This window comes from Sulfurimonas sediminis (genome assembly GCF_014905115.1).
Classification (GTDB): Bacteria; Campylobacterota; Campylobacteria; order Campylobacterales; family Sulfurimonadaceae; genus Sulfurimonas; species Sulfurimonas sediminis.
On record NZ_CP041235.1, the window covers coordinates 296,724 to 310,322 of the forward strand.

At 38.3% G+C, this 13,599-nt stretch carries 16 protein-coding genes; 13 read left to right on the top strand and 3 right to left on the bottom strand.

Translation table 11 applies throughout. From position 1 onward, the window contains the following. Nucleotides 1–11: 11 nt before the first annotated feature. The 12 genes from FJR45_RS01720 to tkt all read left to right on the top strand — a co-directional run bounded on the left by FJR45_RS01720 (nucleotide 12) and on the right by tkt (nucleotide 9,891). Entirely contained in the window at nucleotides 12–1,016 is a 1,005-nt protein-coding gene (locus tag FJR45_RS01720) for a DNA-directed RNA polymerase subunit alpha (protein ID WP_193151073.1), read from the top strand. A gap of 11 nt (nucleotides 1,017–1,027) precedes the next feature. Continuing rightward, entirely contained in the window at nucleotides 1,028–1,378 is a 351-nt protein-coding gene (gene rplQ, locus FJR45_RS01725) for a 50S ribosomal protein L17 (RefSeq protein ID WP_151901219.1), read from the top strand. A gap of 110 nt (nucleotides 1,379–1,488) precedes the next feature. Continuing rightward, nucleotides 1,489–2,733, top strand: a complete 1,245-nt coding sequence (locus FJR45_RS01730) for an aldo/keto reductase (RefSeq protein ID WP_193151074.1) — start codon at nucleotides 1,489–1,491, stop codon at nucleotides 2,731–2,733. A 55-nt stretch (nucleotides 2,734–2,788) separates the two neighbouring features. Then, on the top strand, nucleotides 2,789–3,064 hold the full coding sequence (locus FJR45_RS01735; RefSeq protein WP_151901217.1) for a NifU family protein: 276 nt from the start codon (nucleotides 2,789–2,791) through the stop codon (nucleotides 3,062–3,064). Between the two features lie 9 nt (nucleotides 3,065–3,073). Further along, nucleotides 3,074–3,667, top strand: a complete 594-nt coding sequence (locus tag FJR45_RS01740; protein ID WP_193151075.1) for a hypothetical protein — start codon at nucleotides 3,074–3,076, stop codon at nucleotides 3,665–3,667. After that, entirely contained in the window at nucleotides 3,657–4,958 is a 1,302-nt protein-coding gene (locus FJR45_RS01745) for a UDP-N-acetylmuramoyl-L-alanyl-D-glutamate--2,6-diaminopimelate ligase (RefSeq protein WP_193151076.1), read from the top strand. Before FJR45_RS01740 ends, FJR45_RS01745 begins: the two co-directional genes overlap by 11 nt. 94 nt (nucleotides 4,959–5,052) lie before the next feature. Continuing rightward, nucleotides 5,053–5,427, top strand: a complete 375-nt coding sequence (locus FJR45_RS01750; protein ID WP_193151077.1) for a (2Fe-2S) ferredoxin domain-containing protein — start codon at nucleotides 5,053–5,055, stop codon at nucleotides 5,425–5,427. Nucleotides 5,428–5,436: 9 nt separating this feature from the next. Further along, the gene (panD, locus tag FJR45_RS01755) at nucleotides 5,437–5,802 is read left to right on the top strand and encodes an aspartate 1-decarboxylase (RefSeq protein ID WP_193151078.1); all 366 of its coding nucleotides are present in this window, start codon (nucleotides 5,437–5,439) and stop codon (nucleotides 5,800–5,802) included. A gap of 21 nt (nucleotides 5,803–5,823) precedes the next feature. After that, nucleotides 5,824–6,117, top strand: coding sequence for a YbaB/EbfC family nucleoid-associated protein (locus FJR45_RS01760; protein WP_255613236.1), 294 nt, complete (start codon nucleotides 5,824–5,826; stop codon nucleotides 6,115–6,117). Next, nucleotides 6,118–7,098, top strand: coding sequence for a DUF7488 domain-containing protein (locus FJR45_RS01765; protein WP_193151079.1), 981 nt, complete (start codon nucleotides 6,118–6,120; stop codon nucleotides 7,096–7,098). It begins immediately after the preceding gene. Between the two features lie 19 nt (nucleotides 7,099–7,117). After that, nucleotides 7,118–7,966 carry a polyprenyl synthetase family protein gene (locus tag FJR45_RS01770; RefSeq protein ID WP_193151080.1) on the top strand — a complete coding sequence of 283 codons (849 nt, stop codon included), beginning with the start codon at nucleotides 7,118–7,120 and terminating at the stop codon, nucleotides 7,964–7,966. Nucleotides 7,967–7,968: 2 nt separating this feature from the next. Next, complete coding sequence (tkt, locus tag FJR45_RS01775) at nucleotides 7,969–9,891, top strand: transketolase (RefSeq protein WP_193151081.1); 1,923 nt, start codon at nucleotides 7,969–7,971, stop codon at nucleotides 9,889–9,891. A gap of 3 nt (nucleotides 9,892–9,894) precedes the next feature. Here the strand turns inward: tkt and FJR45_RS01780 are convergent, their stop codons facing one another. Together FJR45_RS01780 and FJR45_RS01785 are read right to left on the bottom strand one after the other, a co-directional pair. Beyond that, nucleotides 9,895–10,479 (bottom strand): GGDEF domain-containing protein, encoded by a 585-nt coding sequence (locus FJR45_RS01780; RefSeq protein WP_193151082.1) that lies wholly within the window; start codon nucleotides 10,477–10,479, stop codon nucleotides 9,895–9,897. A gap of 33 nt (nucleotides 10,480–10,512) precedes the next feature. Further along, nucleotides 10,513–12,111 (bottom strand): IS1634 family transposase, encoded by a 1,599-nt coding sequence (locus FJR45_RS01785; RefSeq protein WP_193150119.1) that lies wholly within the window; start codon nucleotides 12,109–12,111, stop codon nucleotides 10,513–10,515. A 114-nt stretch (nucleotides 12,112–12,225) separates the two neighbouring features. Between FJR45_RS01785 and FJR45_RS01790 the strand changes: the two genes are divergently transcribed. Further along, the gene (locus FJR45_RS01790) at nucleotides 12,226–12,486 is read left to right on the top strand and encodes a transketolase-like TK C-terminal-containing protein (RefSeq protein ID WP_430739316.1); all 261 of its coding nucleotides are present in this window, start codon (nucleotides 12,226–12,228) and stop codon (nucleotides 12,484–12,486) included. Nucleotides 12,487–12,489: 3 nt separating this feature from the next. On the opposite strand, the gene FJR45_RS01795 is transcribed toward FJR45_RS01790, so the two are convergent. Then, entirely contained in the window at nucleotides 12,490–13,599 is a 1,110-nt protein-coding gene (locus tag FJR45_RS01795; protein ID WP_193151083.1) for a GGDEF domain-containing protein, read from the bottom strand.

Genomic DNA, 13,599 nt, shown 5'->3' on the forward strand with positions numbered 1-13,599 from the left:
GCGTAAAAGATATGAAAAAAATTAAAACTACTCCACTTGCTCCACAAGAGTTTGAGGTAGAACAAATAAGTGACAATGAAGCAAACATTATGGCATACCCTTTTGAAGTAGGGTACGCTATATCGTTGGCTCATCCACTTCGCCGTTTTTTATTAAGCAGTTCGGTTGGTTATGCGCCAATCGCAATTAAAATCGAAGGTGCCAAACATGAGTTTGACTCAGTTCGCGGTATGCTTGAAGATATTTCAGATTTTATTTTAAATTTGAAAGAGATACGCTTTAAACTGAACAATGATGCGACAGAAGCCGAGATTAATTACAGCTTTGCGGGACCGTGTACCATTAAAGGCGGCGATCTTAGCAATGATGAAGTAGAGGTGGTAACACCGGATGCTCCGCTTGCAACTTTAAATGAAGATTCTACATTGAATTTCACGCTTAAAATTGCGCAGGGTATCGGCTATGTTGCGAGTGAAGATACTGCTGTGGAAGTTGATGATGATGAATATATCGCATTGGATGCATATTTTACTCCGGTAAGAAGTGCTACGTATAAAATTGACAATGTACTGGTAGAAGATAACCCTAACTTTGAAAGAGTTATTATGAATATCAGAACTGACGGACAAATTTCACCAATCGATGCATTTAGAAACTCTTTGGAGGTAATGTATGCACAGTTGGCTGTATTTAATTCAGAAATCAGCATTAAAGCTCCTGCTACCATAGAAAGAGTTGAAGAGTCACCTGATTTGAAAAAACTGACAACAAACATCGACAGTTTAGGATTAAGTGCGCGTAGCTTTAATTGTCTTGATCGCTCAAACATTAAACTTATTGGCGAGATTGTACTGATGAGTACAAACGATTTGAAAAATGTAAAAAATCTTGGAAAAAAATCTTACGATGAAATCGTAGAAAAAGTTCAAGAGTTTGGTTTTGAAGTTGGTGCTGATTTAGCTGATGATGTAGTTACTGCACTAAAAAAGAAAATAGAAGCCGTACAGGCACAATAGAGGAATGAGATATGAGACACCGTCATGGATATCGTAAGCTAGGTCGTACAAGTGCACACCGTAAAGCACTTTTAGCGAACCTTAGTATTTCGTTAATAGAACATGGTAAAATTGAAACAACTGCTGTAAAAGCAAAAGAGCTTCGCTCTTATATTGAGAAACTTATCACAACTGCTGGTAAAAATGACTCAAATGCACACAGAGCGGTATTTGCTGCGCTTCAAAACAAAGAAGCAACGAAAACTTTAGTAAATGAACTCGCACCGAAGTATGTTGATCGTACAGGTGGATATACTAGAATAGTGAGAACTCGTATTCGTCGTGGTGATGCTACACCAATGGCATTTATCGAATTAGTATAGTTACTATATTTGCAATACCAGACCCTGTGTCTGTTATTGCAACTTCTTTTTAAACTTTCCCCATAAGAGAATTTACGAATTCTAAAATACTTTACAATACAGGACGCATTATGAGTACTTTCGCATTCGGAACTTACAGAGTCACAGATGAAAATCCTTTGCATATCGAAGCATTGAAAGAGGCTGTTTACGCCGGGGTAGAGCTGATTGACACATCTACAAACTATACAGACGGCGGTGCTGAAAGAGCAATAGGCAAAGTGCTGCGCAGTGTTCCTGATGCAATCAGAGATAAAATTAAAATCGTAAGCAAATACGGATATATCCAGGGTTCAAATTTGCTTGCACACAAGGAAATGCCTTTTGAGGATGTTGTAGAGTTCAGCGAACACTGTTACCATTCAATTGCAAAATCGTTTCTAAAAAAACAGCTTGGTGCTTCACTCGAGAGACTGCAAATGAGGAGAATTGATTGTTATCTAATTCACAATCCTGAGTATTTTTTGCTTGATGCTCTCAATAAAGGCAAAAACAGAGATGAAGTTTTGGATGAAATGTATCAAAGAATCTATGAAGCATTTGTCGGCCTGGAAGAAGAGGTCAAAGAGGGGCGCATCAACTCCTACGGTATCAGTTCCAACAGCTTTGCAAAGCCAGAGGAGGATTTGGAGTTTCTGCCCTATGAAAGTTTACTGACACTTGCCCAAAATGCCGCAGATGAAGCAGGAAACAAACAACACAGTTTTACCACAGTGCAACTGCCAATAAACAAAGTTGAAAGAGAAGGTCTCAAATGTGCGGCATGGGCGAAAAAAAATGGGTTGAGAGTTCTTGCCAACCGTCCGTTAAATGTACAAAAAAACAAACTGATGCACAGACTTGCTGATTATGATGAAAGCAGAGAGTACTATACCTATCTAAATGAGTTGCTTCAGGCCTGTGACAATGATTTACTCAAACCATTGTATAATTTGATTGAACAAATGGATGAAAACAAGCACAAGTTCGGATGGGTTGGTGAGTATGATACTTTTTTACATTCACAGATTATTCCTCACATAAGAGAAGCATTAAAGAAGTTGGAACCGGACTCTTTGGATGAATTACTCAGATTTGTAGATCTTTTTTTACAAGAGTACAGAACAATGGTCGCATATGAGTGTTCAAAACGTGTGAGAAGTGAACTCAAAGAAGAATTTCAGGAGTGTCATAAAAAAGCCCAGGTGTGTGCTTTGGAATTTTTATATAAACAGGATGTAATTGATTATATACTTGTCGGAATGCGAAAGCCTTCTTACGTACAAGAGGTTATGGCTTTAAAAGATGAGTTAAATAATAATTTTATGACTTGTTAAGCGATTTTGTCATATTTTATGATAATAGAAGAGTTATAATATAAAAAGGATAAGTATGATTCCATTTACAGATGAAGAATTGTTGGAACCGGTTCGGCGTGTTATAGACAAGGTGCGCCCCTCTTTGGCGCTTGACGGCGGAGACATAGATTTTATTACCGTAAAAAACGGAAGTGTCTATGTGCAGTTAAAAGGTGCATGCATAGGGTGTGCGAGCAGTGGAAGTACATTAAAGTACGGTGTCGAGAGACAGTTGCGAATGGATATTCATCCTGAAATAACTGTTGTCAATGTCCCAATGGGCATGGAAAACGATATAGATAATTTATAAAAGAAGCATATGGGAACAATAAGTAAATATAAAATATTATCACAGGCAAAAGAGAATTTTTCACGGGCGGAATATAAGAATGCCTTAGACAAATTTGCACAGGTTTTGCAAAATGATCCGGATTCAAAAGAGGCTTTTAACGGGGTTATACTTTCGGAAATGGCTATGAACGGAGAAGAAGGTGCCGAAGCCCTGTTTGATTATTATGAAATATTAAGAGTAGAAGACAAAGAAGAAGCTGATGCCATTATGAGTGAAATACTTGAAAGCATGGACGGTACCTTGGAAAAACTCAGTGAAGTGTTTGCCGAACCTTTGCGTAACAGATTGGAGTTTGAAGAGGGGATTCTCTACAGTGATTTTCAAAAAATTCTGGATGAAGGCGGAGATTTTGTAGAAACTTTTGAAAATATCATGTTCTCTACCCGGGTAATTATAACAAACAAAGAAGATTTTTTAGATTTTTTAGACAAACTGATAGAACATGATTTTGCACAAATGGCATTAACCTACCTTGAAAATGCTCTGAGTGTATACCCTGGTGACAAACTCTTGCGAAAACTGTTAAAAAAACTGGCACAGGGCAAAAATATTGAAAATTGAACTGCCAAATCAAGCCTATAAATATATCACTGAAAATTCAAAAGAGTGTGATGCCGAGACGGCTTTTGTCCTGACGCACCAAAACAGTGACTATGTAGAAGACGCAAAGAAGAATAATGCCCACTCTATTGTCAAAATCGAAGATATTGCAGAGTTCTTTGGTATTGACCAGATTAAAATAATCGGTATAACCGGTACAAACGGGAAAACGACAACAGCAAGTGCAATATATTCATTTTTGCTTGATCTGGGATATAAAACTGCAATGCAGGGAACCCGAGGCTTGTTTATGAATGATGAGAGATGTGAGGGAAAAACGCTTACCACCCCATCTGTGCTTAATACCTATAAGCATATTTATCAGGCAGTGAGTACGGGATGCGAGTATTTTGTCATGGAAGTAAGCTCCCATGCTATAGCACAAAAACGCATAGAAGGCCTCAGTTTTGCGCTGAAAATTTTGACAAATATCACTCAGGATCATCTGGATTACCATAAAACACTTGAAGAGTATATATATGTCAAAAACAGTTTTTTTCAGGATGAGAGCAAAAAACTTATAAACAAAGATGAACCCAAAGCCTCATTTAATTTTAAAAATGCCTATACATATGGCATTGAAAACCCTGCAACATACAGACTTATGGCATATTCTCTCAATGACGGTTCAAGTGGTATTATCCAGCATTTTCAAGAAATTGTCCCTTTTACCGCTTCACTGCACGGTTTTTTCAATCTGTATAATCTCATGGCTGCCATATCGGCAACGCATCTCATAACAGACAAAAGCCTTGAAGAGATTGCAGATGTGGTGGATAATTTTGCAGGGGTAAGCGGAAGAATGGAACAGGTCTGTGCTGCTCCGAATGTCATAGTGGATTTTGCACACACTCCTGATGGTATGGCACAGGTGCTTAATGCTTTAAAAGAGAAAGAGCTGATTGTTGTTTTTGGAGCAGGCGGAGACAGAGACAGAAAAAAACGACCGCTTATGGGCAGGGTAGCTGCAAGTCTTGCCAAAAAGGTCATTGTTACGAGTGACAACCCGCGTCATGAAGATCCGCAGACAATTGTAGAGGATATTTTAGAGGGTATACAGGAAAAATCAAATATTATGGTTGAGCTTAACAGAAAAAAAGCAATACAGATGGCACTCGATATGCAAGAAGAAGATGATGTTGTTGTTATTCTTGGAAAAGGCGATGAAACAGACCAAATTATTTATGATGAAAAATTTCCTTTTGATGACAGAGAAGTCGTCAAAGAACTTTTAAATTTAGAGCAAAAATAGTAGAAAACAGCTTAAAAATCTAAACTTATTTCACTTTATTAGAAAACAGATGCATATTTTCGATATAATTGCGAAAAAATTAAGGATTATTTCAATGGGAATTCCACAACCGGCATTTTATATCTTCAAGTGTGAGCAGTCTGCTCCTCCGGGTATGCCAAAACCATCATGTGTTACACCAGAGACACAGGACCTGTTCCAGTACACAGCGCAAAAGCTGATGAAAGAAGGGATTATGATGACTGCACCGATTGTGCGTACTTCATGTCTTAACCGTTGTTCGGCAGGTCCTGTAATGTTAGTAGAGCCGGGGCATACTATGTATGTAGGCTTAAACAAAGAAAAAATTGACCGCATTATAGAAGAACATATAATTGGCGGAAAAGTTGTGCAAGAGTATGTAATTGATTCTGAAATGTGGGATGATCCTATATCTCCTGCTGATGCAAAAAAACAGATGGGAATGTAGGAAACAGTCATGTTGATGGAAATGTTGTACAGTAAGATACACCGTGCTACCGTAACAGATGCTAACTTGAACTATGTTGGTTCGATCACCATAGACGAAGAACTTTTAGAAGCTGCCAAGATGAGAGTCGGACAAAAAGTAGAAATACTCAACATCAATAACGGTGAACGATTTTCGACTTACATCATTCTGGGTGAAAGAGGAAAACGCGACATCTGTCTGAATGGTGCTGCAGCGAGAAAAGTACACAAAGGTGATAAAGTTATCATTGTAGCTTATGGCACTTACGATGAAAAAGAACTTGAAAGCTACAAACCCAAAGTTGTTATTTTGGATGATGACAACAACATAGACGCTGTTCACGATGAGATCTAAGAATGAATGTGAGATGTCATAGTGTTTGGTAATTTGGGTGATATGGGTAAACTTCTTGAGGGAATGCAGGAGAATGCTGCAAAACTTCAAGAAGAGTTGGCATCGAAAACTTTTAGTGTCAAAAGCGGCGGCGGATTGATTGAACTTACACTCAACGGCAACGGCGAAGTCATTGACCTCAATATTGACGATGAGCTCCTGAGCGACAAAGATTCTCTGCAGATTTTACTCATAGGTGCCATCAACGATGCAAACAAAATGGTACAACAAAATCAACAAAACAGTGCTCTGAGCATGTTTGGCGGACTCAAATAGGTGCTTCGCCTGTTTATCATACTTCATCTCTTTTTTTTAAATGTTTATGCCTGTAAAGGCGGTTATGATTTTTGCATACAAAAAGCAAAAGATGCAAAAATCATGCGGCAAAGTTTTCTTTCTATCCCTGTCCAAAATAATCAGCGTATTGTTTTTTCACACAAGAAGCCAAAATCAAAAATTTTAAAATATGATCCTTTTCTTTCTCTTTATCTTGTTGCAGACAAGGAACATTTTGTATATCCTTATGATCTCAATATGCGTTTACAGCTTGGAACTGCCGTACTCAATAATAAAACGGCAAAAGAGGGCAAGATGCTGCAACATCAGATCGGACTGAATTTTTTTGGAAAATACAGCCAAAAATTTCCTGCCCCGGCAATTATCAGCAGCAGTTGCTGTTCTTTGGAAGCGATACTAAGCGACAAGGGTGTCATAGAAAAAGAGTATCTGCACTATTTTTTGACAACAAAAAAAGCCCGATATGCCGACATTGGCATACGCGTCCATGAGAAAAACAAACAGGTTTTTGTAGATGCGAGTGATCCCTTTATGCCAGACAACCCTTTTAAAGTGGGTGACTGCATAATAGAATACGATACAAAAAGAGTCGAGAATGCCGCATCATTGATGCGAAAAATTCTTTTTGCGCCTGTGGGCTCAAAACATACTGTGAAAATAAAACGGGGTGCAGCGTTTTTGACCTTTGCGTTGCAGAGCCGAAAAAGATACGGCGGCGGATTTGTCAGTGATACATTTTTGGAACAAAAAGGGATTTATTTTGATGAAGCCTTACATGTAAGCAAGACAGAGAAAGATTTTCAAAATTACGGACTGAAAATCGGAGACAGACTCATACAGGTCAACGGAGTTCCTGTGTCAAACCAGAATGAACTGCGAAAATATATAGAAAATTTTAAAGACTACTCTTCTTTGTTATTTGAACGCAATAACTTTCAGTTTTTTGTAAAGATTAAGTAGAAAAACAATACAATTTCACATGCAAAACTTCGAACAATTTTTATTGGACAACTTACCGACAGCACAAAGTATTCATCCTACATATGAGCGTGCCTTGCAAGATATGCTTAAAGCAGGCGGCAAAAGATTTCGTCCTGCATTGCTGCTCGGCGTGGTCAAAGCGTACAACCCTCTCATGCTTGAATCTGCAAACCATGCGGCTCTGGCTATAGAATTTTTGCATACCTATTCGCTTATTCATGATGATTTGCCGGCTATGGATGATTCTCCTCTGCGGCGCGGTCATCCGACCTTACATGTAAGCTTTGATGAAGTAACGGCAATTTTGGCAGGGGATGCTCTCAATACCTATGCCTTCGAATTTTTGTCCAATGCTCCTTTTTCTGATGAAATACGGGTAAAACTGATTCGTGAGCTTGCAAGCAACGGCGGACTGGGCGGCATGGTGCTGGGACAGGCTATAGACTGTTATTTTGAAAACAAGCCTTTGAAGATAGAAGAGATTAAGATTTTGCATACCAACAAAACAGCAAAACTCATTGCCGCCTCTTTGAAAATGGGCGCTCTTATTGTAGGGCGTGAAGATATGGCAGAACAGCTGTATGATTTTGGGATTAAACTCGGATTGCTGTTTCAAATTCAGGATGATATTCTGGATGTCACACAGAGTTCAGACGAAGCAGGGAAACTGACAAACAATGATGAAGAGAAGAACAGTTTTGTAACGATACTTGGACTGAAAACGGCAATGCAGGAGGCAAATCTTTTAGCAGATGAGCTCAACAGTGAAATGTGTAATTTTGATGAGAGCTTGTCAGGCGAGTTGTCACCTCTGTTAACGAAGTATATCAACAGACATAAGGAATAAGAATGAACGAGAATACAATGCGTCAAAAAATGGCAAATACAATAAGGTTTTTAGCAGCAGATATGGTACAGAAGGCAAACTCTGGCCATCCGGGTGCACCTATGGGGCTTGCAGACATTGCAGTAGTTTTGAGTGAGCATTTGAAGCATAACCCTAAAAACCCGTCATGGCTCAATCGTGACAGACTTGTTTTTTCAGGCGGGCATGCAACAGGACTTATCTATTCCCTCTATTATCTTTGGGGATACGGTCTGGAGCTTGAAGATTTGAAACAGTTCCGTCAGCTTGATTCTAAAACACCGGGACATCCTGAATATGGACATACACAAGGGGTTGAGATTACTACAGGTCCTTTGGGACAGGGAATCGCCAATGCGGTAGGTTTCTCTATGGCTTCAAAGTATGTCGGTGCACAGGTCAATTCGGATACTGCAAAGCTGATTGATCACACTGTCTACTGTTTATGTGGAGACGGTGACCTGGAAGAGGGCATCTCTTATGAAGCATGTTCTCTCGCAGGACACAACAAACTGGACAATCTTATTCTCATTTATGATTCTAACCGCATTACCATTGAAGGCAATACGGATTTGAGTATTTCAGAAGACATCCGTGCACGTTTTGAATCACAGTGCTGGGAAGTGCTTGAGTGTAACGGGCATGATTATGACGAGATAGATGCAACAATTACTCAGGCAAAAAAAGCAGACAGACCGGTACTTATCATTGCAAATACTATTATAGCCAAGGGAGCGGGTCCGCTTGAAGGTTCTCATCATGCCCATGGTGCACCGCTTGGTGAGGATGTGATTGCCGATGCCAAAAGAGGGGCAGGGTTTGATCCGGAGAAAAAATTCTTTGTGCCTGAGGATGTAATGGTGCGTTTTCGATGTGCCATTGAAGCGGGAGACCTGGCAGAGAGAGAGTGGATTCATTCGCTTAAAACTGCACCGCTGATGGAGCAAAACGAAGCACTTGAAGCACTGCTTAATGCAGATTATTCAAGGATTCAGTGGCCGACTTTTGAAAAAGCGGATGCAACAAGAAATACAAACGGAAAAATTCTCAATGCCATAGCCAAAGCGATTCCTGGCTTTATCGGTGGTTCAGCGGATTTAAGTCCTTCAAACAAGACATACCTGAATGATATGGGTGTATTTCCAAAAGGCAAAAACATCTATTTTGGTATTCGCGAGCATGCTATGGCGGCCATTGCCAATGCAATGGCGCTGTATGGTCCTTTGATGCCGTTTACTTCAACATTTTTTGTATTTTCGGACTACCTCAAGCCTGCTGCAAGGATTGCGGCACTGACAGGTATTCAGCAGTTTTTTGTATGGACGCATGACAGTATCGGTGTCGGAGAAGACGGGCCTACGCATGAGCCGATTGAACACCTTTCACAGTTTCGTGCCCTGCCGAACTTTTATGTATGGCGTCCGGCAGACGGTGCTGAAAATGTAGCAGCATGGAAAACAGCACTCACTATGAAAAAATCACCTTCAGCCTTTGTATGTTCCCGTCAGGGGCTTGCAGTTGTTCCCGCTCCTGTAAAAGGGGAAATCAGTCGTGGCGGATATCTTTTGGCAAGTGATGAGAATGCAACAATTACGCTTATTGCTTCAGGAAGTGAAGTGGAACTCGCACTCAAAACAAAAGAGGCACTGAATGAAAAAGGTCTTTTTGCCAATGTTGTTTCTGTTCCGTGTTATGACTTGTTTATAGAACAGGATCAGAACTATATCAATGAAATCATTCTTCAGGATACAAAAAAAGTAGCTATCGAAGCAGCGCGCGGACTGGAGTGGTACCGTTTAGCCGATGTTGTCATAGGCATGGATACTTTCGGAGCATCGGCACCTGCAAAAGAACTGTTTGAGAAGTTTGGATATACTGTAGAAGCAATTTTGGAAAAACTGAACTGATTTTTAGCTCTCCTGAGCAATCCGGCTCTGATTTCTCCCGCCATATTTGGCGGCATACAGAGCCTTGTCCGCATATTTATACAGCAAATCAATATTTTTTTCACCATCAAGATGCTCAAGGGTAGCAATGCCTATACTTACAGTCAGAAAATCTGATATTTTCGAGGCTTTGTGCTCTATTTTCAGGTTTTCTATGATTGTGGTAAGTTGGGATATCCACTGATGTGTTTTTTCTTTTTCGTTTGAAAGAATGATACCCGCAAACTCTTCTCCTCCGAGTCTGAAAACAAAATCATCACCTCTTTGTATGTGTTCCTGGAGTACATTTGCTACCTGTATGAGCGTTTCATCCCCTTTTATATGCCCGTAATAATCATTATAGTATTTAAAATAGTCAATATCCAAAATAAAAAAAGTGATACAAAGCTCCTGGCGTTTTGCCAAAAAAGAGAGTTTGTCGATCATATTGTCATAATATCTTCTGTTGTACAAACCGGTGAGCTGATCTGTAACAGACTGCTGATGCAACTCTTCGCTTCTTTGGCGTTCTTTGGCTCTTGCAAGCTCCTGTTTTCCACGATTTGCCACCCACTTTTGAGTAACCTTAAAATATTTTAAAATTTAGCTATGTAAAGCATCATAAAACTTTTGCTGGACTTCTGATAGCTTAATGGGAAATATCTCACCATCATCGAACTTTATAGCAAATACATGTTTAATTAAATCTCGTAAAATTTTATATGATATTTGATACTCTTTTTTAATCTCTCTTGTTTTTATTTCAAACTCTTTATATATGGCATAAGCTACAAAGCTAATGAGGATATGAGCCTTTATACGGTGTTCTAACCTATGATGTATTGGTCGTATTTGCAAATCTGTTTTTGAGATTCTAAAAGCTTTTTCAATATGCCAGAGATTTTGGTAATGTTCTATTATATCTTTATGGGAAAGTGTAGTATCGTTTGTTAAATACCCTTTTAGTCCATCAAGCTTACTATCTTGTAAAACTTTATTATGATTGAGTCTAAACTCCACCTTACAGTCATCTACAATATCCAAATATTTTGCATAATGGGAGAGTTTTAAATCGTTTTTGGTCAGGTTTGTTGAATACTCTATTTTTGCTTTGAGTTTATCTAAAGCTTTTTCTCTTAGGTATTTGTCTTTTTTCGCTCTTTGTGATGAATATGTCAGGATGAGCCTTTGGGATATATCAAGAGAATGTTTTTGTTTATCTTGTTTATATGTTATGGTTTTGTGGATATTTATTTCATGGGTTACGTTATCATCAATAAACGTCAGATTTATAATTTTATCTTTGATACCACTTGGTAACATTTTAATTTTTGCACCGAGTATATATTTGTATCCATTATTTTCTAAAAAAGCAATATTTGCATCATTGAGCATTCCTCTGTCTGCTACTACAATAGGTTTGTTTTTAAGTTTAAATTTCTTTTGAAAGTTTAGTAGTGCTTCAAGAAGTGTGTGCCCTTCATATTTTTTACCGTGATACACCTCATAGGAGAGTGGATAGCCTTGTAAGGTTGTAAATAGTCCAAGTTGTATTTGAGGACGAGCCAATTTGCCCTCTTTGGAAAAGCCTATGCGTCTTAAATCATCTTCACTTTCACTTTCAAAAAACAGAGTTGTTACATCATAAAAGCATACTGCTATTTTACCACCTACTTTTGCAAGTGTATCTTTATATACAGCTTCTTCAATTCTTTGTTTTACTTCATCTTTATAGAGACTATCTACCAATCGGTATATCGCTTCATCACTAATCTCTTTCTTTTTAAAATAAAAAAGATAATCACTCAGATAAAGTTTACTGCCTGGGTAGAGTATTCTTGAGATAACAAGTGCTTTAAAAAGCTCATGTTTATCATTTGCTTTATAAACTGATTGAAAAATAGTTTTTTTATTGAAAATCCTGTCAAATATCGCACCAAAAAATAACTCATCACCTATGGGTATTACTTGTTCATTTGATATTGGCAAAAATTTTAGTTTTTGTTCCTCTTGCTTTACACTATCAAATAGTGTAGGCTCTAACTCTTTTATTCGTTTATGAGCTTTTTTTAAAAGTCTTTCTATTTTATCTGGATCTTTTGAGCATCCTATACTCTCAATTACTTTAGATTTACCCTTTATCTTTTTTATAATCTGGATACTTATTGAACCACTTGTATTTTTCTTTTTTCTGATATACATAAAGGTATTATAAAAAAATATCTCTTAAAGTTTGTGCCACCCACTTTTACAACACAGCCTCCCTGTTTTAGGGATGTATAGGTGGTCTTCTTTTAATTTTTTTGAATTCGTGGAATTCAGGAAAAAGGTCTTTTTGCCAATGTTGTTTCTGTTCCGTGTTATGACTTGTTTATAGAACAGGATCAGAACTATATCAATGAAATCATTCTTCAGGATACAAAAAAAGTAGCTATCGAAGCAGCGCGCGGACTGGAGTGGTACCGTTTAGCCGATGTTGTCATAGGCATGGATACTTTCGGAGCATCGGCACCTGCAAAAGAACTGTTTGAGAAGTTTGGATATACTGTAGAAGCAATTTTGGAAAAACTGAACTGATTTTTAGCTCTCCTGAGCAATCCGGCTCTGATTTCTCCCGCCATATTTGGCGGCATACAGAGCCTTGTCCGCATATTTATACAGCAAATCAATATTTTTTTCACCATCAAGATGCTCAAGGGTAGCAATGCCTATACTTACAGTCAGAAAATCTGATATTTTCGAGGCTTTGTGCTCTATTTTCAGGTTTTCTATGATTGTGGTAAGTTGGGATATCCACTGATGTGTTTTTTCTTTTTCGTTTGAAAGAATGATACCCGCAAACTCTTCTCCTCCGAGTCTGAAAACAAAATCATCACCTCTTTGTATGTGTTCCTGGAGTACATTTGCTACCTGTATGAGCGTTTCATCCCCTTTTATATGCCCGTAATAATCATTATAGTATTTAAAATAGTCAATATCCAAAATAAAAAAAGTGATACAAAGCTCCTGGCGTTTTGCCAAAAAAGAGAGTTTGTCGATCATATTGTCATAATATCTTCTGTTGTACAAACCGGTGAGCTGATCTGTAACAGACTGCTGATGCAACTCTTCGCTTCTTTGGCGTTCTTTGGCTCTTGCAAGCTGTAAATCCTGTTGAGCCGCATCCAAAAGGGCTTCATAAATATACATGCAGAGCGTAAGAATTGTAGAAGCAAGTACCAGCCGTACCCAGTCTACAAAGTGCCACTCACCTGCATTCCATACATTGATATAATGGTAGGAAAGAGCAAAAAGAAGGGTGTAAAACAGGAGTGAAAAATACAACCCGACTTTTTTACCGTTACTGATAATGGCAAAAATGGGAACAAAAATAGTCCAGATTAAAGAGAAATGAGTCGCCTGTGAAATATATGCAAAAACAAGAAAAAAGACAACAATATTGAAAGTCACTATACGGATGGACAGAAGAATATTGCCCGTTTTTTGCATATAAATATAAGAAAGTATACTGACTACGGCAGAGATGGAGTCTATAATCGCTGCCCAGTACTGCTGAATCAGAAGGTTGATACAGGCAAAAAGCGAAAAGAGAACAATAGTGGCAATCAAGGCAAATTTTATGACAATAGAACGTCTGTTACAAAAATCACTCTCTTTTTCCAGGATAAAAAAATCTAATATATTCTTCAT

Coding starts and splice junctions, on each gene's coding strand:
- FJR45_RS01740 (WP_193151075.1), top strand. CDS start 3,074: ATGGGAACAATAAGTAAATATAAAATATTATCACAGGCAAAAGAGAAT.
- FJR45_RS01770 (WP_193151080.1), top strand. CDS start 7,118: ATGCAAAACTTCGAACAATTTTTATTGGACAACTTACCGACAGCACAA.
- FJR45_RS01785 (WP_193150119.1), bottom strand. CDS start 12,111: ATGTATATCAGAAAAAAGAAAAATACAAGTGGTTCAATAAGTATCCAG.
- FJR45_RS01795 (WP_193151083.1), bottom strand. CDS start 13,599: ATGAAGAATATATTAGATTTTTTTATCCTGGAAAAAGAGAGTGATTTT.
- FJR45_RS01730 (WP_193151074.1), top strand. CDS start 1,489: ATGAGTACTTTCGCATTCGGAACTTACAGAGTCACAGATGAAAATCCT.
- panD (WP_193151078.1), top strand. CDS start 5,437: ATGTTGATGGAAATGTTGTACAGTAAGATACACCGTGCTACCGTAACA.
- FJR45_RS01735 (WP_151901217.1), top strand. CDS start 2,789: ATGATTCCATTTACAGATGAAGAATTGTTGGAACCGGTTCGGCGTGTT.
- rplQ (WP_151901219.1), top strand. CDS start 1,028: ATGAGACACCGTCATGGATATCGTAAGCTAGGTCGTACAAGTGCACAC.
- tkt (WP_193151081.1), top strand. CDS start 7,969: ATGAACGAGAATACAATGCGTCAAAAAATGGCAAATACAATAAGGTTT.
- FJR45_RS01720 (WP_193151073.1), top strand. CDS start 12: ATGAAAAAAATTAAAACTACTCCACTTGCTCCACAAGAGTTTGAGGTA.
- FJR45_RS01750 (WP_193151077.1), top strand. CDS start 5,053: ATGGGAATTCCACAACCGGCATTTTATATCTTCAAGTGTGAGCAGTCT.